This window comes from Pseudosporangium ferrugineum (assembly GCF_003002065.1).
GTDB classification, from domain to species: Bacteria; Actinomycetota; Actinomycetes; order Mycobacteriales; family Micromonosporaceae; genus Actinoplanes; species Actinoplanes ferrugineus_A.
In genome coordinates, this window is the sequence record NZ_PVZG01000015.1 from 103,890 (window position 1) to 127,860 (window position 23,971).

The following is a 23,971-nucleotide window of genomic DNA, read 5'->3' on the forward strand; positions in this document are numbered from 1 at the left end:
CCGGATACCGTCGCCCTCGATGGTCACCTCCGGACACCACCGCACCCGGTCGGCGCCCGCCCCGCAATGGGCCGGCGTGGGCACGTGCACGCTGTCCGGCACCGACTTTGCCGCAGAGCATCCGAGGCCGCGACGGCTGCCGTACCACCTGCTCGCCCTGACCACCGCCGGACACGGGACGGTGGAGATCGACTTCACCGCCCATCGCGTACGGCCGGGCACGCTGCTGTGGATCAGGCCGGGTCAGGCGCTCCGCTTCGGCGTGGAGCCCGGACTCGACGCGTCCCTGGTCACCTGGAGCCGGGACCTGCTGTCGGCGGCCGAGGTCAGCGGCGTACCCGTGGACGATCTTCCCGGTCCGACCCGCTGGCAGCTGGCCGGCGAGGACGAGGACGCGGTGATCACCGAGGTGGCGCAGCTCGGTGTGGACTGCGCCCGGCACACGTCGGGCGCCGTGGCGGCCGGGCTGCTGCGGCACCAGCTCGCGGTCGTGCTGCTCCGGATCTCCCTGATCAGCGCCGAGGACCGGGGGCTCACCTCGAGTTCGGAGGCGCGCACGTTCGCGCGGTTCCAGCACGACCTGGAGGGCGGTCATCCGCAGAGCCGCCGGGTCGAGGACTACGCCGCCCGGATCGGCTGCTCGGTGCGCACCCTCACCCGGGCGAGCCTGGCGCTGACCGGGCGTACGGCGAAACAGGTCGTCGACGACCGGGTCGCCCTGGAGGCACGCCGCCTGCTGGCCTGCACGGACCTGTCCGTCGCCGAGATCGGTCGGCGGCTGGGCTTCGGGGAGCCGACGAACTTCGGCCGCTTCTTCCACCGCGAGGCCGGGATGAGCCCGGGCGCCTTCCGCGCGGAGGCGGCGGGCCCGATGTCGGCCGAGGCCGCGGACGACGCCCCGGACATCGGCGCCCGGGTCCCGACCCAGCGCCTCGCCGCCGACTGACCCGCCACCGCCCCGCGAAGCCGCGGGTCGCCACCGCCCCGCGAAGCCAGGCCGTCGTGGCTCGCCCGCCCCTCCGGCGGGCCGCCCCCGCCCCGCGAAGCCGGGCCGTCGTGGCCGGCCTGCCCCTGCGGCGGGTCGCCGAAGTCCGGCGAATCGGCTCCGCAACCCCCGGAAGACTGAAAATGCCACCGTACGCTGACGCTCCGTGATGCCCGAATTCCCATATTTCCCGGGGTGGACGAGGGACACGAGCACGGACGCGGCATGATGGTGGGGTGCAGATCTCCGCGCGCGGCGACTACGCGGTACGGGCGGCGCTGAGCTTGGCCAACGCCTACCCGGCCCTGATGTCCGCCCAGGCCATCGCCCAGGACCAGAACATGCCCAGGAAGTTCCTCGAGGCCGTCCTGGCGGATCTTCGCCGTGCCGGTGTGGTGCGAGCCCAGCGGGGGGCCGAAGGCGGCTACACGCTGTCACAGTCCCCTCGTGACGTGACCATCGGTCAGATCCTGCGGGCCGTGGACGGGCCGCTGGCGGGGGTCCGGGGCCTGCGACCGGAGGAGACCCAGTATTCGGGCGCGGCGGAGAACCTCCCCAACCTGTGGGTCGCCGTACGCTCCGCCGTGCGCGAAGTGGTCGACGAGGTGAGCCTCGCCGAGCTGATCAGCGGCCGGATGCCGGCCCACGTCCGCAAGCTGACCACCCGCCCCGACGCCTGGCAGCCCCGCTGAGAACGCCCGGCGGCCCGGGCTGAGAACGCCCGGCGTCCCGGGCTGAGAACGCCCGGCGTCCCGGGCTGAGAACGCCCGGCGTCCCGGGCTGAGAACGCCCGGCGGCCCGGGCCGAGAACGCCCGGCGGCCCCGGCCGAGAACGCCCGGCGGCCCCGGCCGGGAACGCCCGGCCGCCGCGGTGAGTTTCGGAAAATCGGTCATCGGGAATCCCTGGATCATCTGGCGTATCCACGGAAGGAGCCCCCGATGGGCATCATGTACCGCAGCCGCAAGAAGTTCGGTCCGCTGATCCTGAACTTCACGCAGCGGGGCCTCTCCTCCTGGACCATCAAGATCGGCCGCTGGTCCTGGAACTCGAAGGCGAAGGCGCACCGCGTCGACCTGCCCGGCCCGCTGTCGTGGAAGCAGGACAAGTCCAGCTCCCGCTCCTGACCGTCACCCGACCGGCCGCCCTCCGACAGCCCTGAAGCCGGTCGGCACAAGGCCGGTCGGCACAAGGCCGGTCGGCACAAAGCCGGCCGGCGCAAAGCCGGCCCGCTCAGTGACCCGGCCCCGCCGGGCCCGGCCGGTGGGGCGCGGTCAGGTCGAGATCGTCACGTCGCCGCCCAGGCGGCCGTGTTCCGGGCGCCGGGTCACCGTCCCGGCGTCCAGCAGGGTGTGCAGGACCCGGGTGGCGTCCGCCGCCCGGTACACCGTCTCGGTCAGCGCGTACGTGCGCAGCTCCGTCACCGTCGCCTCGCCCACCTCGGCCAGGTGGGCGAGCAGTTCGCGGCGCAGCGGCCCCGGGTGCGGGCTGAGCGAGATGTCGATCAGGTGGCGTTCCGGGTCGCCCGGGTCGCGGTAGCGCACGCCCGCGTACTCGTCGACGGCCCAGAGCAGGTCCTTGAACGCCTCGAGGTTCTTGCTGTGGGTCGTCGCGTACACGACGGTCTCGCCCGGCGCGTCCGAGTCGGCGAGTTCGACCGCGGCGACCAGCGGGAACCCGGCCTCCGCGAGCGCGGCCCGGGTCGGTGGCACCGGCACCGCGCCCGGCAGCGCGAGCAGCGCCTCCGCCGGCTTTCCGCGGGCCAGGACGGCGAGCAGGTCCGGGCCGGGCGGTCCGCCGGCGGCGCTGCAATCCAGGAAACCCAGCACGGGTACGCGCAGAGCACCCGCCGCCCCCAGCGCCGCCGCCCACGTGGCCTCGGTCGGCCCCGGCACTCCCAGCACGCTGAGGCCGGCGGCGAGCCCACCGTCTCCGTCGGTGCGGAGTTCGGCGCCGACCGTGACCATGGCCAGCTCCCGCCCCCTGACCAGGTCGGACTGCTCGGTGAAGACACCCAGGGCCGCCTCTGCGAGCTCGCGGGTGCTCTCGGCGTACCCGTGGGCGTAGACGGCCCGGCGGGCCCGGTGGAGGGCGGCCGGGGCCCAGGCCTCGAGATGGCGGACGAGAATTTCGCGTTTGACCGCGGCGACGCTGTTGGCGCTCATATCGGTGTTCTACCGTGTGCGAGGGCACAAAGGGTACGCGGCGTAGGACTTGTACCTACGGTGTCCGAGCAGACACTATGAGGCACGTGCCCCCTCAGCTCGCCGCGCTCACCGCTCAGGCGCAGACGTTGACGGCCGAGGGCGACCTCGCCGGCGCCCGGGCCGTGCTCGACGGCGTGCTCGATCCGGCCGAGACCGACCCGCAACGCGCCTCGCCGGACCTCGCCCTCGCCGCGGCCCTGCACGCCAGGATCCTCATCGCGCTCGGCGACGCGCACGCCGCACGGATCTGGGCCGGCTTCGCGCACGCGGCCGAGGAGCGGCTGCACGGCCCGCACGACGAGCGGACGATCGCCGCCGCCGCGACGCACGCCGCCGTCCTGCACCGGGTGGGCAACTTCGGCCGGGCCGCCCAGCTCTACCACGATCTGGTCGCCGAGCTGACGGCGCTGGACGGGCCGCTGTCGACGCGGGTGCTGGCCGCCGAGGCCGACCTGGCGACCGCCGAGCACGCCGCCGGGCACTGCACCGCCGCGCGGGCCCGGCTCGCCGACGCCTGGACCCGGCACCGGGAGGTGCACGGCGACGACTCCGCGGCCGGCATCAAGATGCTGGCCCGGCTGGGGGCGATGGAGCGGGAGTGCGCGCGGGACGGGGAGGCGGGGGAGCACCTGGCGCTGGCGCAGGAGCTGTGCGCCCGCTACCTGCCGGCGGACCATTCGCTGGCCCAGCAGATCGCGCGGCTCGCCACCGGTCCCGTCTCCGGGCGGCACCAGTGCGGCCGGGTGCAGCGCTCGGCGGGCCCGCTGCCGGACGGCCCCGCCGCCGGGGTGAGCCGCGAGCCGGCCCCGGCGGCGGGGGCCGCACCCGCGGTGCCGCAGCCCTGGGTGCCCGCGAGCCGGGGCGCGCCCGGCACGCCGCCGCCGATGGACGACCTGGCGCCCGGTGACCTGACCGGACGGCATGCCCGGCCGGAGCCGCCGGTCCCGCTCCCGCTGACGTCTCCCGCACCCGCGCCGCCCGACCCGGAGGAGCCGGAGCCGCAGGCCGGCACGGTGTACTTCCCCCCGGCGCAGCGATCCGCGCCGCCGCAGGAGAGCGCGCTGCCGACGCCCCCCGCCGAATGGCCGGCCCGGGGGCAGGTGGCCCAGAGCCTGGCCGGCCACGCGACGGCGGCGCCGGAGGAGCACGACCCGGCCGGCCACGGGACGGTGGCGTCGGGAGACCAAGGCCCGGCCGGCTACGGGACCGCGGCGCCGGAGGAGTACGGCCCGGCCGGCCACGGGCACGCGGCGCCGCGGGAGGCCGAGCCGCCGGGGCCGTACCCGCCGGACTCCGTGCCGGTCGCCGCGTCGATGCCGGACGCGTATCCGCCCGGCCCCCGGCTGCCCGTGGACCGGGCGAGCGCCCCGGTCGTCGAGCGTCCGCCCGTACCCGTCGAGGCTCCTGACCGGCCCGCGAGCCGGCAGCCCTTCATCCTGGCCGCCGTGGTCGTGGCCGGGGTCGCCGCCGCGGCGGCCGTCGTCGCGGTGACCCTGCCCCGCGGTGACCGGGCCGGCGGCGTGGCCGGACCGCCCGCCGCGGCCACCAGCCCCGCGCAGGGTTCCGCCGCGACCGCCGCGCCGAGTCCGGAGGTGAGCGTCGACCCGCTGGCCCCGATCGGGGTCAAACTGCGCGACAACCGCGACAGCGTGTCGCTGACCTGGCGTTACCCGAAAGGTTCCGAGGGCCCGGTGCTGATCTCCGGCGGCCGCGAGGGGCAGGAGCAGCGGGCGTTCCAGCAGTTGCCGGCCGGCACCACCGACTACGTCGTGTACGGGCTGAACGAGCGGCTCGACTACTGCTTCACGGTCGCCGTGGTCTACACCGTCGACAAGGTGGCCGCCTCCCGGCCGGCCTGCACGAACCGGCGCTGAGTGCGGGCAACCAAGCTGCAACCCGGCAACACCTCAATGTTTCCGGCCACCACCCGATCGGGGACGGATGCCAGAGGACCCCGCCGGGGCCGACGGGGAGAGGCGGGGCGCTTGTGACCACCGAGGCGGCAGCCGGGACCGAGCCTGCCCTGGTCGTGGACGAGCGCGCCCAGCTGGAGGCCACCCTCGCCGAGCTGGAGTCCCGGCCCGCGTCCAAGTTCCGCAGCGTGGCCGCGCCCGCCGCGGCGGTCGAGCGCCGGGCCTGCGCGCTGGGCCTCGACGACCTGGCGATGCGCGCGAAGCTGATGCGCGCCGACGTGCTGACGCGCGCGGGCCGGTCCGAGCGCGGCGGCCAGTGGGCGCACCACGTGCTCGCCTGGGCCCAGGAGCACGAGCACCCCTTCCTGCTGGCGCGGGCGCACCGGGTCCTGTCGAACTTCTACCGCCAGGTCGGTGACATCTCCGAGGGACTCACCCACGCCGTGCAGGGCGTCGCGCACCTCACCGACGACGAGCCGCCGGGCATCCGGGCCCGGCACCTGATGACCCTCGCCGTCGCGCTGGACGAGAGCGGGTCCACCGCGGAGGGCGATCGGCGCTTCCGGGAGGCGCTGAGCATCGCCACCGCCCTCGGGGACCTCGATCTGACCATCAACATCCTCAACAACATGGCGTACACGGCGTACGAGAACGAGGACGAGCCCGGCGCCCGTGCACTGGTCGCGCACATGCGCGAGGTGCAGGCCCGCGGGCCGCGCAACTTCAGCGCGCTCGAGCTGGACACCATCGCGCGCATCGAGATGATGAGCGGTCACTACGACGCGGCCGAGGAGACGCTGCACGTCATGCTGGACGTCGGTCAGTCGACGGTCGACATGCACGAGGGTGACGCGCCGGCCGTGTGCCTGCTCACCCTGGCCGAGGCGCGGCGCCTGGGGCACCGCTACGCGGCGGCCCAGGAAGCCCTGGACGCGGCGGTCCGGTGGGCGGAGGAGCGCGGTCTTGATCGCGTACGGGCACAGGCCCGCGAGGAGCAGGCGGCCCTCTACGCCACCACGGGCCGGTTCCGGGAGGCCTACGAGGAGCACCGCGCGTTCCACAAGGCGGCGACGGCCCTGCACTCGGCGCAGCGGGAGGCCCGCGCCCGGGCGCTGCAGGCGGTGTTCGAGGCGACGGAGGCGCGCCGCGCGAGCGAACACTTCCGGGAGATGGCCCACCGCGACGCCCTGACCGGCCTCTACAACCGCCGGTACGTCAACGAGCGGCTGCCCGCGCTGCTGGGTGAGGCGCTGGTCCGGCGTACGCCGATGTCGCTCGCCATCCTCGACCTGGACCACTTCAAGCGGGTCAACGACACCCTGTCCCACCACACCGGCGACGTGGTGCTGCAGCAGATCGCCCAGCTGCTGCTCGAGGCGGTGCACGGGCCGATGATCGCCGCGCGGATGGGCGGCGAGGAGTTCCTGCTGATCATGCCGGGGCTGACCGCGGACGAGGCGGCCGAGCGGTGCGAGCGGCTGCGGCTGCGGATCCGGGCGCACGCGTGGGAGCCGATCACCGGCGCGCTCCCGGTGACCACCAGCATCGGCGTGACGACCTCGGACGACGGCCGCGGGTCGCCGTCGTCGCTGCTCTCGCTGGCGGACCGCAACCTGTACGTGGCCAAGCGCGAGGGCCGCGACCGGGTCGTGGCCGACGTCTGATCCGCCCCGCGCCGGGTAATAGCGGCGCATGCTGCCGCTCGCCCTGTCCGCGCCGAGACCCCTGCTCCGGCCTGCGGGGCCGGGCCAGGACCCTGCCGTATCCCGCCGAGGCTGGGTGAGCCGGTGGTCCACGGTCGCCCGGGTACGCACGCACACCCGCGTCCCCGCCGAGCCCGGGACCGGCCTGCCCGTACTGATGCTGCACGGGCTGGCGGTGTCGCACCGCTACCTGATGCCCACGGCGGACGCGCTGGCCGGCCGGCATCCCGTGCTCGTACCCGATCTGCCGGGTTTCGGGCTCAGCAGCAAGCCGCCGATCGCCTTCGACGTGTCCCTGCACGCCCGGTTCCTCTCGGCCTGGCTGGACCACCACGGCCTCTCCGGGGTGGCGGTCGCCGGCCACTCGTTCGGCGCCGAGGTCGCGGCGGCCCTGGCCGTGCTGCGCCCGGACGCGGTGGCCGCGCTGGTGCTGGCGAGTCCCACCGCGGACCCGGCCGCCCGCAGCCGCCGCGGCCTGGCCGGCCGGTGGTGCGCCGACCTGCTCGCCGAGGATCCGCGGCAGGCGGCGATCCTGGCCCGCGACGTGTGGGACGCGCGGCCGTGGCGGGTCTGGGCGACGCTCGGGCACTCCGTGCACAACCGGATCGAGGCGGACCTGCGCCGGGTGGCCGCCCCCACCCTGGTGCTCGGCGGGGATCGGGACCCGGTGGCGCCGCTCGCCTGGCGTACCGAGGTGGCACGCCTCGCCGGCGGCGTGTCGGTCACCCTGCCGGGCGCCGCCCACAACGCCCTGACGACCGCGGGCCCGGCCGCCGCCGACGCGATCGCCACCCATCTCGCCGCGGTGACGACTGCTTTCCGCAAGGCTGGGTGATCGCCGCCCCATAAATGGGTTTGCCGACGCGGTGGGGCGGCCTACCGTAGTGATCGGCACCGAGACGAACCGACCACGGTCAGGAGACCAACCATGTTGTGGCACACCTCGATCGCAGCGCAGCGGCTGACGCCGCGCGGCGGGGTCGCCGTGGCGTGCGCCGGCTTCCTGGCCGGCGGTGACTATCACCGTGACCTGGGCCGGTGGCGCAGCTAGTACTCTCCACTAGCGATCGTCGCGCCGCCCTCCCGCATCCGGGAACGGGCGGCTTTTCCGTCCCGGGACCGGCCCGTCCATCGAGAACTCCACAGCGGATGGCACATCACCTGCCCTCGTAGCCCAACGGGCAGAGGCACGACGTTGAGGACGTCGCCAGTGCGCGTTCGAATCGCGCCGAGGGCACGTGCCGGCGCGGCGGTTTCCACGTCCGCCGCCGGCTTTACACCCGGGTAGCCCAACGGCAGAGGCACGCCGCTCAGGACGGCGCCAGTGCGCGTTCGAATCGCGCTCCGGGTACGCACGCAGCACCACCCCTCGGGCTCGTAGCTCATCTGGTAGAGCGCCGCTCTCGCACAGCGGAGGTGGCCGGTTCGACTCCGGCCGGGTCCACGCGCAAACAGTCATGCTCATCCCCCGCACGCGCGTCGTGGACGGCGGCACGTCCAGCGGGCTGTAAACCCGCCGCCTCCGGGCAGACCTGGGTCGGCACCAGGGACGCGCACTTGCCCTCGTAGCCGGGCGGACAGCGCACCGGATTCCGGATCCGGGGGCCGCTGGTCCGATCCCGGCCGGGGGCACGCACCACGGTCGTATGCCCGAGTCTGGTCAGGGGACCGCCTGCAAAGCGGTGGACGCCGGTTCGAATCCGGCTACGGCCTCGAGAATGCGCCATCCGCAGTGGCGCAGGCGAGCATCGGCGGCTCAACCGCCGCGCTGATCAAGCACCGCCGGCCCAGCCGTTTCCCCGCGACCTTGCTGGTGACGATCATCGGGGCAGGGCCGCGGCGGCGGCGTGGAGCCAGGTTGAGGCGGGGGCGGCGGTTGGTTGCGGTGGTAGGGCGCCGTTGACCGTGGCGGTCAAGGAGCTGTATCTGCCGAGCAGTTCGGCATGCCGGATCAGGTGCGGGTTCGGGTCGGCGTCGATGAGCCGGCGCCGGACTTCGGCGAAGTTCTGGTTGCCGGCGCGCGCGGCCATCCAGGTCACCCAGCGGTTGGCGAGGTCGCGGGCCCGGGGCGAGTCGACCGGTACGCCGGCTTCGGCGGCTGCCCTGGCTTCCGTGAGGAAGGCGACCTGTTGCTCGACGTCGTCATCCGTCAGCAGGGTCTCCCGCTCGGGGTCCGCGGACCCGGCGAAGGTCTCGGCGAGGAATCGGCGGACGGCCTCCCGGAAGTCGGCGTCCTGGACCAGGTCGGCGAGTTCGATCCAGGCCTCGAGTTGGCCGGAGGTCGGCTCGGGCGGCAGGCGGGGCCACCACGGGCGGAGGTGGCCGGCGAAGAAATCCTGCGCTTCGAGGCCGGCGGTGACATCGGTCCAGAATTCCTCGATGAGCTGGAGCCGGGCGTCGTCGGACATGGACACCAACTTGTGCATGAGGCTCACCTGCGCGGTCGTGCCGCCCTGCCGGACGACGGTCCGCAGGACGGCCCGCCGGGCCTGGAAGCGGCTGAGCTGGCCTTCGACGATGGCCAGGTGGGCCGTCGCGAGCTCCGGCAGCGTGATCTTGTCGGCCAGCAGCCGGCGGATCTCGTCGAGGCTCGCGCCCAGTTCCCGGAGGGTACGAACCAGTTCGAGGCCCGCGACGGCACGGAGGTCGTAGCGCCGGTAGCCGGCTCCGGTGTGCCCGGTGGGAGCGACGATCCCCGCGTCGGAGTAGAACCGGATCGCACTGACGCTGAGGCCGGTACGGCGGGCGACCTCCCCGATCGAATACGTATCTTCCATGGCAGCCACTATCGCGTCTCAAGCGACTGGAGAGTCAACCGCCTTCGAGCGAACCGTGGAGGACGCTAGTCCTGGGCGGGCAGGCAGGTCTGGGCCGATTTCCTGAATTCCTCGACCAGGGCGTTGTCGTCGACCGGGCGGGTCAGCATCACCGCCTGGCAGGGTGCGATGCCGTCGATCGGGATGGTGGTCAGGTCGGGGCGGATGAGGATGTGCTGGTCTCCTCGCGGGTGCATGGCGATGGCCCGGCCGCTCGCGACGAGCTCGAATTTGTCCTGGGCGGTGTGCACGGGTGGGCCGGCGAGGAGCCGGCCGCCGTCCGGGCGCTGCGGCCACCAGAAGGCCAGCCATTCCGCGGTGGCGCCGGGAATGACGAAGTCCACCATCGGTTCGTCGGCGAAGTCGGCCAGGGTGACCGAGGCACGTCCCGCCAGGCGGTGCGACAGGGGGACGACGAGCACCCGCGGATCGTCGTAGAGGACCGTGATGCGGCAGCCCTCGATGGGGAACGCGAACGGTTGCCAGGAGACCACCACGTCCACCCGGTGCTCCTGTAGGGAGCGGCTGTCCTCCCAGGTCAGGTAGCGGGTGTGGATCTCCGCCGCGGGGTACCGCTCGCGCAGGTCGCGGACCGCCGGGGTGATGGTGAAGCCGGGCGTGTAGCCGATCGTGATCGCTCCCGACGTCGCTGCCGCCCGTACGCTGGTGACGGCGTGGCGGGCGGCGCCCAGCAGGTCTTTCGCCTGGGCGAGGAAGACGCGGCCGGCGGGGGTGAGCCGGCTGCCGTGGGCGTTCCGGTCGAAGAGCCGGACGCCGAGTTGCTCCTCGAGGCGCTGGATCTGCCGGCTCAGCGAGGGCTGCGCGACGTGTAGTTCGGCCGCTGCCCGGCCGATGTGCTGGTGTCCGGCGACGACGGTGAAATACCGCACCAACCGCAGGTCGAGATCCGGCATGACTCCACATTTTAGCTAGGGGCACAACATGCGCTTCGCGCATAAAACGGATACGGAACAGGTCTTGGACGCGTACGCGCGAGCACTTCTACGGTCTTCTCCATGCCTTCGATCAGCAATACCGCGCTGTGGCTCCGCAGGCCGGGAGCCGCTTTCCGGGTCGGACCCGCACCCCGCACGCCCGCCGGGCCGGGCGAGGTCGTGGTGCGGGTCCGCGCCGTCGCCGTGAACCCGGTCGACGGCAGCCCCGGCGTCGCGTATCGCCTGGTCTTTCCGTGGCTCACCTTTCCCGCGGTCATCGGTTCGGACGTGGCCGGCGAGGTCGTCGAGGTCGGTGCGGGCGTGACCCGCTTGCGTACGGGCGACCGCGTCGTCGGCCATGCCGTGGGCGTGGAACGTGATCGCAACCGGGCCGCCGAGGGGGCTTTCCAGCACTACTGCGTACTGCTGGCGCACATGGTTTCCCCCATTCCCGACGAGCTTTCCTTCGCACAGGCCGCGGTGCTGCCGCTGGCCCTTTCCACCGCCGCCACCGGACTTTTCCAGGCGGATCATCTCGGCCTGCCGCTGCCCACGGCCGAGCCGCCCGAGCGCGGCGAGACCGTCCTCGTCTGGGGCGGCTCGACCAGCGTGGGCATGAACGCGATTCAGCTCGCCCGGGCCGCCGGCTACCGCGTCGTGGCCACCGCCTCTCCCCACAACTTCGACCGCCTCCGCGCCCTGGGCGCCGCGGAGGTCGCCGACTATCACGGCCGTGACGCCGCCGGCCGGGTGATAGCCGCGATCGGCGACAGCCCCCTGGCCGGCGTCCTGGCCATCGGTGCCGGGTCGCTGCCCCGCTGCCTCGCCGTCGCGGCCGGAGTGCCCGGCCGCCGGCGGGTCGCGTCCGCCCAGCCGGCGATCGTCATCCGGCTCGGCCTGCTCGGCCGGCGCCGTCGCGGCGTCACGGTGAGCGGCATCTGGGGTGGCACGCTCAAGGGGAACGAGGTGGGACCCGGCATCTACGCCGATTACCTGCCGGCCGCCCTGGCCGCCGAGCGCTTCCGGGCCGTACCCGAAGCAATGGTCGTCGGGGTTGGTCTTGACCGGATTCCCGTGGCCCTCGATCGGTTGCGCCGGGGCGTCTGCGCCCAGAAAATCGTCGTGACGCTCTGACGGTGGTCAGTAGGTCACCACTGCCTTGAACCGGATGTCGCCGTTGGCGGCCTTCTCGTAGGCCTCCGCGACGCGCTCCTTGGTGAAGACCTCGATCATGGGGGTGACCGCGCCGCGGGCGACGAAGTCGAGGGCCTCGGCGAGGTACTCGAAGCCGTTGTGGGCGGAGCCGATGATCTGGTAGCTGTGGGACACCAGCGGCAGCGCAGGCAGCGTCATCTCATCGGTGGCGATGCCCATCATGACGACCTTGCCCCACGGGCGCAGGCCCTCCATCGCGCCGGCCACGGCGGCGTGGTTGCTGCTCGTGTGCATGATCAGGTCGGCGCCGCCGGCGGCCTTGAGTCCCGCCCCGTCCGTGACGACCTCGTCCGCGCCGAGCTGCCGGGCGAGGTCCCGCTTGCCGAGGCTGTGGGTGACCGCGGTGACGTGATAGCCGGCGGCCTTCGCGTACTGGATCGCGAGGTGGCCGAGACCGCCGATGCCGACGACGGCGACCCGGCCGGACGGCTTGACCTCCGCTCGGCGCAGCCCCGCCCAGACGGTGAAGCCGGCGCACAGGGTCGGCGCGGCCAGCTCGTACGGCACGGCGTCCGGCAACAGCACCGTGCCGTCGACGTCGGCGGCGATGTATTCCGCGTGGGCGCCGTCGACGTTGACGCCGGTGAGGATCGGGGCGGCACAGTTCGCGGCGGTGACGAAGCTGTTCGGGTGCTGCTCGCGGCAGAAGTCGCACTTGCCGCACCGCTTCTGCACCATCGGGATGCCCACCCGGTCGCCGATCTTGCGCTGGGTGACGCCCGCGCCGACCGCCACCACCTCGCCGACGCCTTCGTGCCCGAGGACCAGCGGGAACTCGCGGAACGACAACGTGCCGTTCGCCATCCACACGTCCGTACCGCAGATGGCGCAGGCGTGGACGCGTACCAGCACCTGATTGGGGCCGGCCTCGGGCCGGCCCACGCTCTGCAGTTCCCAGCGGGCATTCACCTTGGGTACGACGACAGCCTGCATCTGAGTAGCCTCGACGACCGTGCGGCCCATGACCGACACGGTCGACGCGTGCCGCAGGATCTCCTCCAGGTCCCTCCTGACCCATTCCGGCCGGCGTAGCCGCTGCTCGAAACCGGGTAGCTGGGCGAGGAACCGGCCGATGTGGGCGATCGCGCCACGGGTCGTGTCCAGCCCGCCGAGCAGCAGGACCGTGACCACACCGAGTTGCTCGTCGAGGGTGAGCGGGCGGCCCTCGCCGACGCGCGCGGTGATCAGCGACTGCAGGACGTCGTCGTGGCCGGCCGGTCCGGCGGAGCGCTCCGACAGGATTTCCGCGGCGGCTCCGGCCACCCTCTCGAACGCGCTCGGGTCGCCGGTGGCCACACCCGTGACGGCCTGAACGGCCCGCTCCATGCGGTCCGGATCGTCGTCGTCGATGACGACCCGGGCGAGGGAGCCGGCGGTGAACGGGATGGCGAACTCGCTGACGAATTCGAGCCGGCCCCGATCGATCACTCCGTCGATGAGGGAATCGGCCAGCTCCCGCATCCGCGGGAGGTAGCGGCTCAGGAAGGACCGCGAGAAGTACGGGTTGAGGAACTGCCGGAAATCGCGGTGCAGCGGCGGATCGAGGTCCAGCGGGGGCAGCGCCACCGGCACGTGCTGCACGCCCGGCGTCGTGGAGCTGAAGATCTCCGGGTGCTCGCCTACCGTCCGCAGGTCGTCGTAGCGGGTCACCACATACTGGCCGCCGTCGAACCCCGAAGGCACGACCGGGCACTCCCGGCGCGCCCAGGCGAGTTCCTCGGGCAGCCGCTCGCAGTCCTCCCGCCGGAACCAGTCGAGCTGCTCGAAGAACTCGTGAGCGCCGTTCCGGAATCGAGAGGGGATGCCATGGGGAGACGCTACGAACGCTCCCGCGTACGCGTCCAAGACCTGTTCCGTATCCGCGGCATGCACGAACGGCATGGCGTACGGCGGGTGTCCGGAAGGTGGTGGTGAGTCAGGCGTCGCGCAGGCGGGACCTGAGTACGTCGAATTCGCAGCCGGGCGAGTCCGGGTCGAAGCCGTGCTCGATCAGCCAGCGCGACGCCGTCAGGCTCCGCAGCGACCACCAGCCGCGGATCACCTCGCGGTCCACGTCGTCGCCGTAGCCGGCGAGCAGGTCGTCGAGGCGTTCCTCGTGGCCGAGGGTGAGGGTGGCGAGATCGAACATGGCGTCGCCGGGGGCGGCCTCGGACCAGTCGATGATGCCGGTGACCTCGTCGCCGTCGACGAACACGTGGGTGATCTGCAGGTCGCCGTGGATGAACACCGGGTTCCACGGGCGGAGCGCGGCCTCGGCGATCTCCCGGTTGTGCCGGACCACCTCGGCGGGCAGGACGCCGGAGGCGAGCAGCCACGCGCACTCGGTGTCGAGCTCCGCGGCGAGGTCGTCGAGCCTCGTGCCGGGCCACGGCGGCAACGGCGCATCATGCAGCTTCCGTACGGCGGCACCCGCCGCGGCCCACGCCGCCGGCGAAGCGGGCGACGGTTCGCCGAGAACACCGAGGGCCTCTCCCCGTACGGCGGCGATCGCGAGCACCGGTGGCTCGTGCCAGAGGACCGGCGGGGTCGGCACCGGCACCGTGGCCATCGCCCGCACCTCGACGGCGGCGTGCGCCGGATCGCCGTCGATCTTCAGGAACACGTCGCCGACACGCAGCGTCGCGCGCTGGCTGTGGGCGACGACGACCTCGACCTCTTCCACCCGGCCATCCTGACGGGGGACGGCCGCCGATGTCGCCGGATTTACGGGCGGCGGGTCGCTCGAAAGTGCCACCCCGGATGTCCTCCCGCGGGTGACTCGCCCGGCCGGATGTCTCCCTAGAGTCCAGCGACGGGCCGCCGGACCGGGCGCGCCTCAGGCTCGACGGGAGGCAGTGGATGAGCGCGTTGTCGAGGCCGGGCACGGAGGGCCGGCCGGGGCGGGACGGACGCCTGCTGCGGCTGCCGGTCGTGTGGATGCTGGTGGGCATCGTCGGCGTCGCGGCGGCCTCGACGTTCTCGCTCGGCGGGCCGGTCCTCGGTCTCGTCGGCGCGGTCGCCGCGGTCGTCGTCTACCGGCTGGTGATGCACCGCGTCGCGCGCCGGGAGACTCCAGAGATCGCCGGGCGGCACGCCGTACCCCAATTCTTGTTCGGGTCCTTGTTCGGGGTCTTGTTCATCGGGGTGTCGATCCTGGCGGTGCTCAGCGAGTTCGAGTTCAGCCGGTCCGCGGGCGATCTGGTGCCGGTCACGGCGAGCATGGCGGCGACCTCCCTGGGTGCGGCGGTCACCGAGGAGCTGATGTTCCGCGGTCTGCTCCTGCAGGCCCTGGAGCGGATGGCCGGCAGCTGGGTGGCGCTGGGCGTCACCGCGCTGCTGTTCGGGTTGCTGCACCTGGCCAACCCGGGGGCGACGCTGTGGAGCTCCATCGCGATCGCCGTCGAGGCCGGTGTCCTGCTGGGGGCCGCGTTCCTGTGGCGGCGCAACCTCTGGTTCGCCGTGGGCCTGCACTTCGCCTGGAACACCGCGGTGGGGCTGCTGGGCATCCCGGTGTCCGGTCACCCGGCGGACGGCGTGCTCGTCACCCGGCCGACCGGGCCCGAACTGCTGACCGGAGGCGATTTCGGGCTCGAGGCGTCGCTGGTCCCGGTCCTCGTGAGCCTGCTGCTCGCCGTACCGATGCTGCTCGCGGCCCGCCGCCGCGGCCGTCTGGTATCCCGGGGTCAAGCCCCTCACTAGACTCCCTCGGGTGCGGCGATGGCGGACCCTCCCGATGTCTCTGAAGGACGTCGCGCTGGCGGCCGTGGTGACCCTGCTGGCCTTCGTGCCGACGGTGTCGCACCTGGGCCCGGAGATCGGCGACCTTCCCGACGCCCGGGCGCCCGGTGCCGCCGCGGCGGCGGTCGACGTCGCGCTGATCCTCGGCATGTGCCTGCCGCTGGCGGTGCGCAGCCGCTTCCCGGCGGTTTGCCTCGCGCTGAGCGGCGGCTCCTGGGCGGCCGGCCAGGTCCTCGGACATCCCGACACGTTCGCGAAGACGGCCATGCTGTTCGCCGTGTACGCCGCCGGCGCGCACCTGGCCGCACGGCGGAGCGCCTTCGCCGTGGCCGTCAGCGCGACCTACGTCGTGCTGTGCCTGGTGCTGCACGCACGCGGATCAGCCCAGCACGTCCTCGACTTCACGGCGTTCTACCTCGTGCTGGTGGCGATCTGGTGGATCGGGGGCGGGGTCCGGCGGTGGCGTGCGGAGCAGGCCGCGCATCGCCGCCTGGCGGCCGAGGTGGCCTCCGCCGCCGAGCGGTCCCGGATCGCCCGCGAGCTGCACGACGTCGTCACCCATCACGTCACGGCCATGGTGATCCAGGCCGATGCGACGCGGGTGCAGCTCGGGGGGATGCCGGGCCGCACCGCCGACGGCCTGGCGGGCATCAGCACGACGGGCCGCCGGGCGCTGACCGAGTTGCGCGCCCTGCTGGACACCCTCGAGGCCACCGGCGAGGAACCGCCGCCGGACCGGGTGCCCGCCGGCGGCCGGATCGCCGACCTGGTCGAGCAGGCGCGGCTGACCGGGCAGCCGGTCGAGTGGGCCGGACCGGAGGGGGAGCGCCCGTTGCCGGTCGCCGTGGAGCTGGCCGCGTACCGCGTCGTGCAGGAGGCGCTCACCAACGCGACCCGGCACGCCACCGGGCAGCCGACCACGGTGCTGGTGCGCAACGGCGGCCGGGAGGTCGAGATCGAGGTCACCACGACCGGCGTGGCGGCCACCGCGGCGGTGCCCGCCTCCGGCGGCAGGGGACTGGCCGGGATGCGGGAGCGGGTCCGCCAGCTCGACGGGGAACTGGTGTCCGGGTTCGGCCCGGACGGCAGCTTCCGGGTGCGCGCCGTGATCCCGGCGGGGGAGGCCGGATGACCGGCCCGGTCCGGACGCGGCCCGCGACTCCGGCGGGGGAGGCCCGATGACCGGCCCGGTCCGGGTGCTGCTCTGTGACGACGAGGAGACGGTCCGGAGCGGGTACGCCACGATCTTCTCCGCCGAGCCCGATCTGGAGGTCGTCGGCGAGGCCGCGGACGGACACGAGGCGGTGCGGCTGGCCGGCCTGCTGCGGCCGGACGTGGCCGTGATGGACGTCCGGATGCCGGTCATGGACGGCATCGAGGCGACGCGGTGCCTGGCCGGCCCCGAGGTCGCCGAGCCGGTCAAGGTGCTCGTGGTCACCACGTTCAACGTCGACGAGTACGTTTATGCGGCCCTTCGCGCCGGTGCCAGCGGATTCCTCCTCAAGGACGCCCCGTACCAGCGGCTGGTGGACGGCATCCGTACCGTGGCCGGCGGCGACTCGCTGCTCGCCCCCGCCGTCACCCGCCGGCTGATCGGGCACTTCGCCGAGCGGCTCCGGCCGGACACCTCGTCGCCCGCCCGGGACACCGTCATCGGGGCGCTGACCGCGCGCGAGGTCGACGTGTTCAAGCAGATCGCGGCCGGCCGCTCGAACGCCGAGATCGCCGCCGGGCTGGTCCTCTCGCTCGAGACGGTCAAGACGTACGTGTCCCGGATCCTCGCCAAGCTGGGCCTGCGGGACCGCGTCCACGTGGCCATCCTCGCGTACCGCATCGGCCTGGGACCGGACGACGGCTGAGCCGGGTGCGCGCCACGCGCTGCGGCACGCACCCGGCCCGGTGGGGCCGCCGGCCCCTCCGCGGCGGCCCCGCCCTGTCAGGACTCGCGGTAGAGCGCCTGATACCAGCCGAGGTTGGCCGGGCCCAGGGTGATCATCTGCGGGCGTTCGGCGGTGACGTACTTGCCCGTCTCGGCGTGGACCAGGCCGCGGTACGGGTTGCCGTCCCCGCTCCACTGGAACAGGTCGTTGCCGGTGAGGGTGTGGCGGGACACCTGGACGGAGCCGGCGATCCGTTCCATGTACGCGGCGCCGCCCTCCTTCGAACTCATCGCCTCGGACTTGAGGACGAAGAACTGCGAGCTCCACGAGGAGTCACGGCACACCTGGAACTGTTCCCACCAGCCCCGGTCGGTGCGGTCCGCGTACACGAATCCGTCCGACGGTTCGACGGACAGGTAGCGGTCGACCGCCGCGGCCTTGAGGAAGTACCGGGCCCCGCAGGAGAAGGACGCGGCCTGCGCCGGTGCCGCGGCGACCGTGCCGCCGGCGAGGCCCAGGGCCAGCGTCGCGAGGAGCGCGCCGAGCCGTCTGCGAATCATTGTTTCCCCCTTGATCGGCGGGAGGCGCTGCGCCCCCGCTGGGTGCATGTCTAGCGAGCGGCGGGTTGTCTTGCTTCCGGGTGGCACCGCCTGACAACGGACGTCAGACAACGCCGGACAACTCGCGGCGCCCGCCCCTGCGACTTTCGTTGTGCGGTCCCGCGGCCGGGTTCTCCCGAAGTCCTGACGACGCGCGGGCCGCTTCCCGACAGGCTTGTGGCATCGGACCTCAACGGAGGAAATGCCATGCGGAAAGCGCTAATCGTCGTTGCCGTCGTACTCGCCGTCGTCTGCGGCGGCCTCGGCCTGATCGTCTACCGCGCGGTGGATCTCGGTCGTGAGCTGGTCAAGACCGGGGTCACCCAGCAGCAGTTCGACGCCCAGAAGGTGGGCGCCCCGGAGGCCGCGGTGCGGGCGGCGCTGCCCGAGCCGCTGACCGATCTGAGCGACGAGGAGCTCTACCCCGGCGACCCCGGGCGGGGTGGCCTGCCGGCCGGGGCGACGTGCATCTACCACACGATCAAGCCGTTCCCCGCCGACGGCGCGGAGCTGTGGCGCTTCTGTTTCGCCGACGGCAAGCTCGTCAAGAAGAGCCCGCTCACCATCCCCGAGTGACGGCAGCGGCATCCGCCGGTCACAATGCCAGGCAGTCGAAAGGACGGGACCACCTTGACCACGATCGCCCGGTGGCGGGAGCGCGCCGGCGTCACCACGGCGTGGCGGCTGTTCTACGAGGCCGGCCTGGTGGCGCTGATGACCGTCGCGGCCGTGGTGCCGTCGGTCGCCGCCGGCTGGTATCCGCTCGCGCCCTGGCTGGTCGGGGTGACCACGCCGGCCATCATGGTGCTGCGGCTGACGCATCCCCTGACCGCCTATCTCGCCGCGGCCGTCGTCGGCCTCGCCACGGGCGGATCGGGCGTGCTGATGCTGATCGTGCTGAGCGCCTCGTTCAGCTATCGCGTCGCCCGGTGGTGGCAGATCGCCACCGGGCTGGCCGTGGCGTGGGTCTGTTACACGGCGGCCACCGCCTGGCAGGAGCCGCTGACCCTGGACTGGGTCGTCTTCGACTCCGCGTTCTTCGTCGTGCTGGCGGTGCTGCCCGCGGGGATCGCCCGGCTGGTGCGGCGCCGGCGCGCGTTGATCGCGGCGATGCACGGGCGCAACGTGCAGTTGCACAGCGAGCAGCAGGAGATCGCCCGGCAGGCGCAGGCCCGGGAACGGGCGCGGATCGCCCGCGACATGCACGACTCGCTGGGCCACAAACTCACCCTCATCTCCCTGTACGCGTCCATGCTGCGCACCGCCGACGGGGAGCGGAACACCGAGACCGCGGACCTGGTACGGCAGACTTCCTCCGCGGCCATGTCGGAGCTGCGCCAGATCCTCGGCCTGCTCGGCCAGGACGACCCGCAGACGTCGGTACGCCCCCTGACCGGCCTCGACACGCTGGCCGCCCAGGCGCGGGCCTCGGGCGCCCGGGTGGAGCTGGTCCGCGAGGGTGAGCCGCGGCCGGAGGCGTCGCTCACCGAGCACGCCGCGTACCGGGTGATCCAGGAGGGTCTGACCAACGCGTTGCGGCATGCGCAGGGCGGGGCGATCACCCTGCTGCTGCGCTACGAGCCCGATGCGCTGATCGCCGCGGTGACCAACACGGCCGGGCAGCGGGTGGTGCGGGCGAGCAGCCGGCAGGGGCTGCTGGGGCTCGCCGAACGGGTCCGGATCGCGGGCGGCATGCTCTACCACGGGCCGACCCCGGACGGCGGCTTCCGGCTGGCCGCCACGCTGCCCCACCTGAGCGACGAGGCCGCTCCCGCGGCCGCGGAGAGCCCGGCTCCGCCGGTGGTGGCCGACTTCGAGGACGTGATCGACCGGCACAGCCGCCGGTCCCGGATCGTCCTGGCCGTCACCGCGCTGTCCCTCGCGGCGTTCCTCCTGCTGTGCGGGGCCGGGATCTGGCTGATCTCGGTGACGGTCGTCGTCGACCGGGACACCTACGAGGCGGTCCGGGTCGGTCAATCGGAGCGGGAGGTACGGGCGATGCTCCCCGACGAAGGGGCCGGCACCCCGGTGCCGGGCACGGACTGCCTCGACTACATGGCATCCTTCCCGGAGCAACTGCGGGAGGAGACCGGCGATCTGAGCTACCGGTTCTGCTTCCGCGACGACATGCTGGTCGACAAGCAGATCATCCGGGGGCAGCCGTCATGACCGAGCCATTGCGGGTGCTGCTCGCCGACGACGACTCGCTGATCAGGACCGCGATCGACGCCATCCTGCGGCCGGCGGAGGGCATCGAGCTGATCGCCCAGGCCGCCGACGGCCGGGCCGCGATCGATCTGACCCTGCGGCACCGGCCGGACGTCGCGCTGCTGGACATCCAGATGCCGGTCCTCGACGGCCTGGCCGCGCTCCGCGAGATCCGGCGTCTGGTGCCCGCCGTGCGGATCGTCGTGCTGACCACCTTCGGCCAGGACGACTACGTCGCGCAGGCGCTGGCCTCCGGGGCGGCCGGCTTCCTGCTCAAGGAGTCCGCCGCGGACGAGCTCGAGTACGCGATCCGCGCCGCCGCGGCCGGCAACGCGTACCTGTCCCCGAAGATCACGAAGCAGGTCCTGGACCGGCTCCCGGCCGCGCGCCCGGCGCCGAGCGAGGACCTGGCCAAGGTCGCCATGCTCAGCGAACGGGAGCGCGAGGTGCTCATCCTGCTCGCCCAGGGCCTGTCCAACGCCGAGATCGGCCGGCTCCTCTTCGTCTCCGAGGGGACCGTCAAGACGCACGTCTATCACGTGTTCGCGAAGCTCGGCTGCGAGAACAGGGTCCAGGCCGCCATGTTCGCCCAGCGCGCCGGCCTGCTGGAGACCCCGCCGGCCTGACGGCTCGCACTTTCGTTGTGGTGGGCACCGACGCGCGGCAGACGCGCGGGGGCCCGGCCCGCGGCCAGACTCGGGTCATCACTTCGAGTGCGACCGGAGGCACGATGACCACAACGCCTGTCGACCGCGAGGGCATGACCCCGGGCGACTACCTCGGCGGACAGCTGTTCAACCTCTCGGTGCTGGTGATCCCGGGATCCCTGCTCGTCGCCGCGATCGACCGTACGTGGACCTTCTCGGCGACCGCCGCGGGCCTCGCCGGCACCGCGCTGCTCGTCGTGGCGCTCTTCTGCGGCGCCGGCATTCCCCAGGCGGTACGCGCCTCCGGGCGCCCCCACCTCGTGAAGTACAGCTACCTCGGGGCGGTGCTCTTCGGCGCGGCCGCGGCGGCGGCGTTCATGACGCTGGAGCGCGAGCGCCTCTTCCCGGTGCCCGTACCGGCCGTCGTGGCGGTCGCGGCGATCGCCGTGGCCCTGCAACTGCGCTCCTCGAAGCAGGAGGAGGCGGAGGCGCCGGCGGGACCGGACTCCGCGGAGGACTGGCCGGGCCGGCTGACCGGTCTGCTGATCGGCCGCTACGACCTGCCGCCGGAGCGCGCCGCCGAGCTCGCCGAGCAGGCCCGGACCCGGGCGCAGGAGTCCGGCCGCACGCCCGCGGAGCTGTTCGGCCCGGCCGCCGAGTACGCCCGCCGGTTGCAGGAGGACGAGCCCGTCCGCCAGGACCCGTTCTGGCGTACCCGCCCGGCCCGCATCATCGGCCTGCTCGTGGGCCTGAGCATCGCGGTGCAGGCGTTCATCGGCTGGCAGCGCGACGGCGTGTGGTGGGCCGCCTGGCTGATCGCCGCGCCCGCCGCCCTCGGCGGTGTCTGGTATCTGGTGCGGGCCCTGCGTGATCCGGGGCCCCGGTGAACGTAGGCTGAGGTCGATGGAGAGGCCTGCCGCTCGAACTGCGTGAACTGGTGTCTTGTCATGAGTACCGGCGAGGGTGTCGTGACCTGGGCGATGCCCGGACTTGACCGGATCGGCCCGGGAGGGCTGGTTGCTCCGTCTCCGGCCTCCTCGAGCTACGTTGGCGTGCGGCGTAGGTCAGGGATTCTCCCAGGACCGCGGGGTCTCGGTGCCGGGGAACGGTTTCGACCCCACGGGGAACCGGATACAAATCCTTGATCGGCGGTGCCGAACGCAAGGAACGCGGCAGCGGCGGTGGATCCTGTCCGACCCAGTCGTGATACTCGAGCCAGTAATGCTCGGGTAATGAGCTGAGTTCCACATTGTTTCGCCAGTTCGGATTCTCGAACAATTGCCTGAATGAGTAGACAAAGGCTGCGGACTCAATGAGCTCGCTGTTTACCGTCGACTCCGGGAAGTGGGCGTACATCATGTCGAAGAACGAACGGGTCTTTTCGTCGTGGCTGACCCCTGAGGGGTCGGCCTCGTGCTGAACGACCATCTCCAACGCGATCCCTCCCGCCTCCTCGGCGACCGCGATCTCCACGAACTCCTCCGCCGTAATGGTCCGATCTGTTGCTGCCCGGATGACAGCCGAATTGCCCTGGAATTGCCTGAGCAGATGAAAGCTCTCGTGTGTCAGGTCCACCGGACTGCCTGCCGCCGCCGCGTGGCGATCGACGAATATAGTTCCGTCGCCGCTGAGATAGGTGCCGCGATCAGACGCTTTGAGGGGCAGGGTGATCACCCCCCCCCGCACCGTGTCGAACCGACTCAGCGCCGCGATGTGCGCCCGCAGAGTCGGCGAAGCGTCATATAACCGATCGAAGCCGTCCAGGCCGGCCTGATCGATCTCGCCGAGCCGAAACAGGAATTGGTAAGGCACCCGGGTGAACCCGTGCTGCATCATTCCGCGAGGCCTCCGCTCCGCTCGGCTGCGTCCACGGGCAACGGACAGGAGATAGCCAAGGTTCACCGGCGGGTGCCGCCGTGGCCGGTGAGCGAGAGGAAGCGCGATTCCGTCGCCGGCCCCGTCCGGCGTCGCCTCGGCGTACGGGATCTTACCCACATCCCGGAACCCCTCACACGTTCTGCTGAATCGTGTTGACGCACCGAGATGCATCCGTAGCTGTCACGTGCCGCTGACGACCGAGTCGGCACCGTGCAGGGTCCAAAGGGCCGGTTGCTGGTGTAGCGCTTCAGGCTGCCCATGGTGCCGCGTTCGTGCGGCCCTCGCTGGTTCGGCGGGTGACGTGGTCCCGGGTGCGCGCATGGTGGAATGCCTGGAGGGCCGCTTCCCGGGGCCGCGCCACCGGTTCGTGCCCATACCGACCGAGGCGGCGAGTTCCCCGGGGTGCGGTGGATGAGCTTCGGGGATCAGTTGCGCTTGATGGTCTCGGTGATCCAGGTGCGGTAGGCCGCGACCGACGTGTAGATGGAGGTTCCCTGGCCGCAGGTCGTTTCGCCGTGGCCGGAGCGGCTGGTTACGCCGACGAGGTGCCAGTGGCCGCTGCGGTCGGCCACGATCTGGGGGCCGCCCGAGTCGCCCGAGCAGGCGCCGGTTCCCTTGGCCGGGTAGGCGGTGCAGATTTCCTTGGCCGGGTCGATGTTGTCGCAGCGGTTCGCCTTCGCGACGGACGAGCCGGTCTCCCGGGCCTCGGCGGGGAAGACGTCGCATTCGGGTTGCGGGTCGGAGCAGGTGTTTCCCCAGCCGAGGATGCGGGTGCGGGTTCCGGCCGGGACCTTGCCGGCCAGCGGTACGGCCGGTGTCGCGACGCGAGCGGAGAGCCGGATCAGGGCGATGTCCCCCGTGACCTTCTCGGTGTCCTCGTCGACGTGGAAGGTGGGGTGCTGGACGGCCGTCCGGATGCGGCGGACCTCGCCGCCGCGGAGGCGGTTGTTGCTGCCGATCCGTACCTCGATCCGGGCCAGTTCTTCGGCGCCGAAGTCGACGCAGTGGGCGGCGGTGACGGCCCACCGGTCGGTGATCATCGAGGCGCCGCAGATGTGGGACTCGGCGTCGGGGACGCCGGACATGCTCAGGTTCGCGAGCCACGGATAGGCGCGGGTGACCGGCTTGCCGCCGACGATGGCGTCGGCCGACGGTGCCAGCCAGACCGCGACCAGTGCGCACAGTGCCGTCGTGGCAATGGCTATGGCCCGCGTGACAATGCTTCGTTCCGGCGATCGGCTCACGGTTGGCAAGACGACGGTGATCCGGA

23 protein-coding genes and 5 tRNA genes are annotated in these 23,971 nt (G+C 72.7%); 20 read left to right on the forward strand and 8 right to left on the reverse strand.

Features of this window, described 5'->3' with window-relative positions:
• Window positions 1-19 precede the first annotated feature (19 nt).
• The 3 genes from CLV70_RS27980 to CLV70_RS27990 all read left to right on the forward strand — a co-directional run bounded on the left by CLV70_RS27980 (window position 20) and on the right by CLV70_RS27990 (window position 2,110).
• Entirely contained in the window at window positions 20-946 is a 927-nt protein-coding gene (locus tag CLV70_RS27980; protein ID WP_106129592.1) for a helix-turn-helix transcriptional regulator, read from the forward strand.
• A 275-nt stretch (window positions 947-1,221) separates the two neighbouring features.
• Window positions 1,222-1,677 carry an RrF2 family transcriptional regulator gene (locus CLV70_RS27985; protein ID WP_106129593.1) on the forward strand — a complete coding sequence of 152 codons (456 nt, stop codon included), beginning with the start codon at window positions 1,222-1,224 and terminating at the stop codon, window positions 1,675-1,677.
• A gap of 247 nt (window positions 1,678-1,924) precedes the next feature.
• Window positions 1,925-2,110, forward strand: coding sequence for a DUF4236 domain-containing protein (locus CLV70_RS27990; RefSeq protein WP_106129594.1), 186 nt, complete (start codon window positions 1,925-1,927; stop codon window positions 2,108-2,110).
• 147 nt (window positions 2,111-2,257) lie between these two features.
• Here CLV70_RS27990 and CLV70_RS27995 read toward each other — a convergent pair whose 3' ends face one another.
• Window positions 2,258-3,148, reverse strand: coding sequence for a hypothetical protein (locus CLV70_RS27995; protein WP_106129595.1), 891 nt, complete (start codon window positions 3,146-3,148; stop codon window positions 2,258-2,260).
• A 77-nt stretch (window positions 3,149-3,225) separates the two neighbouring features.
• Here CLV70_RS27995 and CLV70_RS28000 point away from each other — a divergent pair, with 77 nt between their 5' ends.
• The 9 genes from CLV70_RS28000 (at window position 3,226) to CLV70_RS28030 (ending at window position 8,519) form a co-directional block, all read left to right on the forward strand.
• Complete coding sequence (locus CLV70_RS28000; RefSeq protein WP_158277836.1) at window positions 3,226-5,064, forward strand: fibronectin type III domain-containing protein; 1,839 nt, start codon at window positions 3,226-3,228, stop codon at window positions 5,062-5,064.
• A 113-nt stretch (window positions 5,065-5,177) separates the two neighbouring features.
• Entirely contained in the window at window positions 5,178-6,767 is a 1,590-nt protein-coding gene (locus tag CLV70_RS28005; protein WP_106129597.1) for a GGDEF domain-containing protein, read from the forward strand.
• Between the two features lie 115 nt (window positions 6,768-6,882).
• A complete protein-coding gene (locus tag CLV70_RS28010) occupies window positions 6,883-7,641 on the forward strand; it encodes an alpha/beta fold hydrolase (RefSeq protein WP_245908504.1) in 759 nt (252 codons plus the stop codon).
• Window positions 7,642-7,734: 93 nt separating this feature from the next.
• On the forward strand, window positions 7,735-7,857 hold the full coding sequence (locus tag CLV70_RS41810) for a hypothetical protein (protein ID WP_281260495.1): 123 nt from the start codon (window positions 7,735-7,737) through the stop codon (window positions 7,855-7,857).
• A gap of 112 nt (window positions 7,858-7,969) precedes the next feature.
• Window positions 7,970-8,043: transfer RNA gene (locus CLV70_RS39840), tRNA-Leu, on the forward strand.
• Window positions 8,044-8,084: 41 nt separating this feature from the next.
• Window positions 8,085-8,157 (forward strand) — tRNA-Leu (locus CLV70_RS28015).
• A 20-nt stretch (window positions 8,158-8,177) separates the two neighbouring features.
• Window positions 8,178-8,250 (forward strand) — tRNA-Ala (locus CLV70_RS28020).
• Between the two features lie 115 nt (window positions 8,251-8,365).
• Window positions 8,366-8,438: transfer RNA gene (locus CLV70_RS28025), tRNA-Arg, on the forward strand.
• 8 nt (window positions 8,439-8,446) lie between these two features.
• Window positions 8,447-8,519: transfer RNA gene (locus CLV70_RS28030), tRNA-Cys, on the forward strand.
• Between the two features lie 107 nt (window positions 8,520-8,626).
• On the opposite strand, the gene CLV70_RS28035 is transcribed toward CLV70_RS28030, so the two are convergent.
• Window positions 8,627-9,583, reverse strand: a complete 957-nt coding sequence (locus tag CLV70_RS28035) for a MerR family transcriptional regulator (RefSeq protein ID WP_106129599.1) — start codon at window positions 9,581-9,583, stop codon at window positions 8,627-8,629.
• Between the two features lie 65 nt (window positions 9,584-9,648).
• Window positions 9,649-10,536 carry a LysR family transcriptional regulator gene (locus CLV70_RS28040; protein WP_106129600.1) on the reverse strand — a complete coding sequence of 296 codons (888 nt, stop codon included), beginning with the start codon at window positions 10,534-10,536 and terminating at the stop codon, window positions 9,649-9,651.
• A 102-nt stretch (window positions 10,537-10,638) separates the two neighbouring features.
• On the opposite strand from CLV70_RS28040, the gene CLV70_RS28045 reads away from it, so the two are divergent.
• Window positions 10,639-11,691: a zinc-binding alcohol dehydrogenase family protein gene (locus CLV70_RS28045; RefSeq protein WP_106129601.1), complete on the forward strand. Its 1,053-nt coding sequence runs from the start codon at window positions 10,639-10,641 to the stop codon at window positions 11,689-11,691.
• Window positions 11,692-11,697: 6 nt separating this feature from the next.
• Here the strand turns inward: CLV70_RS28045 and CLV70_RS41295 are convergent, their stop codons facing one another.
• Together CLV70_RS41295 and CLV70_RS28055 are read right to left on the reverse strand one after the other, a co-directional pair.
• The gene (locus CLV70_RS41295; protein WP_245908505.1) at window positions 11,698-13,617 is read right to left on the reverse strand and encodes an alcohol dehydrogenase catalytic domain-containing protein; all 1,920 of its coding nucleotides are present in this window, start codon (window positions 13,615-13,617) and stop codon (window positions 11,698-11,700) included.
• Between the two features lie 70 nt (window positions 13,618-13,687).
• Window positions 13,688-14,434, reverse strand: coding sequence for a phosphotransferase family protein (locus tag CLV70_RS28055; protein WP_106129602.1), 747 nt, complete (start codon window positions 14,432-14,434; stop codon window positions 13,688-13,690).
• Window positions 14,435-14,610: 176 nt separating this feature from the next.
• Here CLV70_RS28055 and CLV70_RS28060 point away from each other — a divergent pair, with 176 nt between their 5' ends.
• From CLV70_RS28060 to CLV70_RS28070, 3 genes are read left to right on the forward strand one after another with little or no spacing between them, the layout of a single operon-like run.
• A complete protein-coding gene (locus CLV70_RS28060) occupies window positions 14,611-15,450 on the forward strand; it encodes a CPBP family intramembrane glutamic endopeptidase (RefSeq protein ID WP_106129603.1) in 840 nt (279 codons plus the stop codon).
• A gap of 34 nt (window positions 15,451-15,484) precedes the next feature.
• Window positions 15,485-16,621 (forward strand): sensor histidine kinase, encoded by a 1,137-nt coding sequence (locus tag CLV70_RS28065; protein WP_106129604.1) that lies wholly within the window; start codon window positions 15,485-15,487, stop codon window positions 16,619-16,621.
• Between the two features lie 46 nt (window positions 16,622-16,667).
• Complete coding sequence (locus CLV70_RS28070; protein ID WP_106129605.1) at window positions 16,668-17,348, forward strand: response regulator; 681 nt, start codon at window positions 16,668-16,670, stop codon at window positions 17,346-17,348.
• Window positions 17,349-17,425: 77 nt separating this feature from the next.
• Here CLV70_RS28070 and CLV70_RS28075 read toward each other — a convergent pair whose 3' ends face one another.
• A complete protein-coding gene (locus CLV70_RS28075; protein WP_106129606.1) occupies window positions 17,426-17,929 on the reverse strand; it encodes a hypothetical protein in 504 nt (167 codons plus the stop codon).
• 246 nt (window positions 17,930-18,175) lie between these two features.
• Between CLV70_RS28075 and CLV70_RS28080 the strand changes: the two genes are divergently transcribed.
• From CLV70_RS28080 to CLV70_RS28095, 4 genes are all read left to right on the forward strand, one after another.
• A complete protein-coding gene (locus CLV70_RS28080; protein WP_106129607.1) occupies window positions 18,176-18,544 on the forward strand; it encodes a hypothetical protein in 369 nt (122 codons plus the stop codon).
• Between the two features lie 54 nt (window positions 18,545-18,598).
• Window positions 18,599-20,137, forward strand: a complete 1,539-nt coding sequence (locus CLV70_RS28085) for a sensor histidine kinase (protein WP_158277837.1) — start codon at window positions 18,599-18,601, stop codon at window positions 20,135-20,137.
• Window positions 20,134-20,802, forward strand: a complete 669-nt coding sequence (locus CLV70_RS28090) for a response regulator (RefSeq protein WP_106129609.1) — start codon at window positions 20,134-20,136, stop codon at window positions 20,800-20,802. Before CLV70_RS28085 ends, CLV70_RS28090 begins: the two co-directional genes overlap by 4 nt.
• Window positions 20,803-20,906: 104 nt before the next feature.
• Window positions 20,907-21,710, forward strand: a complete 804-nt coding sequence (locus tag CLV70_RS28095; protein WP_146164187.1) for a hypothetical protein — start codon at window positions 20,907-20,909, stop codon at window positions 21,708-21,710.
• A gap of 58 nt (window positions 21,711-21,768) precedes the next feature.
• Here CLV70_RS28095 and CLV70_RS28100 read toward each other — a convergent pair whose 3' ends face one another.
• Entirely contained in the window at window positions 21,769-22,659 is an 891-nt protein-coding gene (locus CLV70_RS28100; protein ID WP_106129611.1) for a hypothetical protein, read from the reverse strand.
• Window positions 22,660-23,126: 467 nt separating this feature from the next.
• On the reverse strand, window positions 23,127-23,945 hold the full coding sequence (locus CLV70_RS28105) for a S1 family peptidase (RefSeq protein ID WP_158277838.1): 819 nt from the start codon (window positions 23,943-23,945) through the stop codon (window positions 23,127-23,129).
• Window positions 23,946-23,971 lie beyond the last annotated feature (26 nt).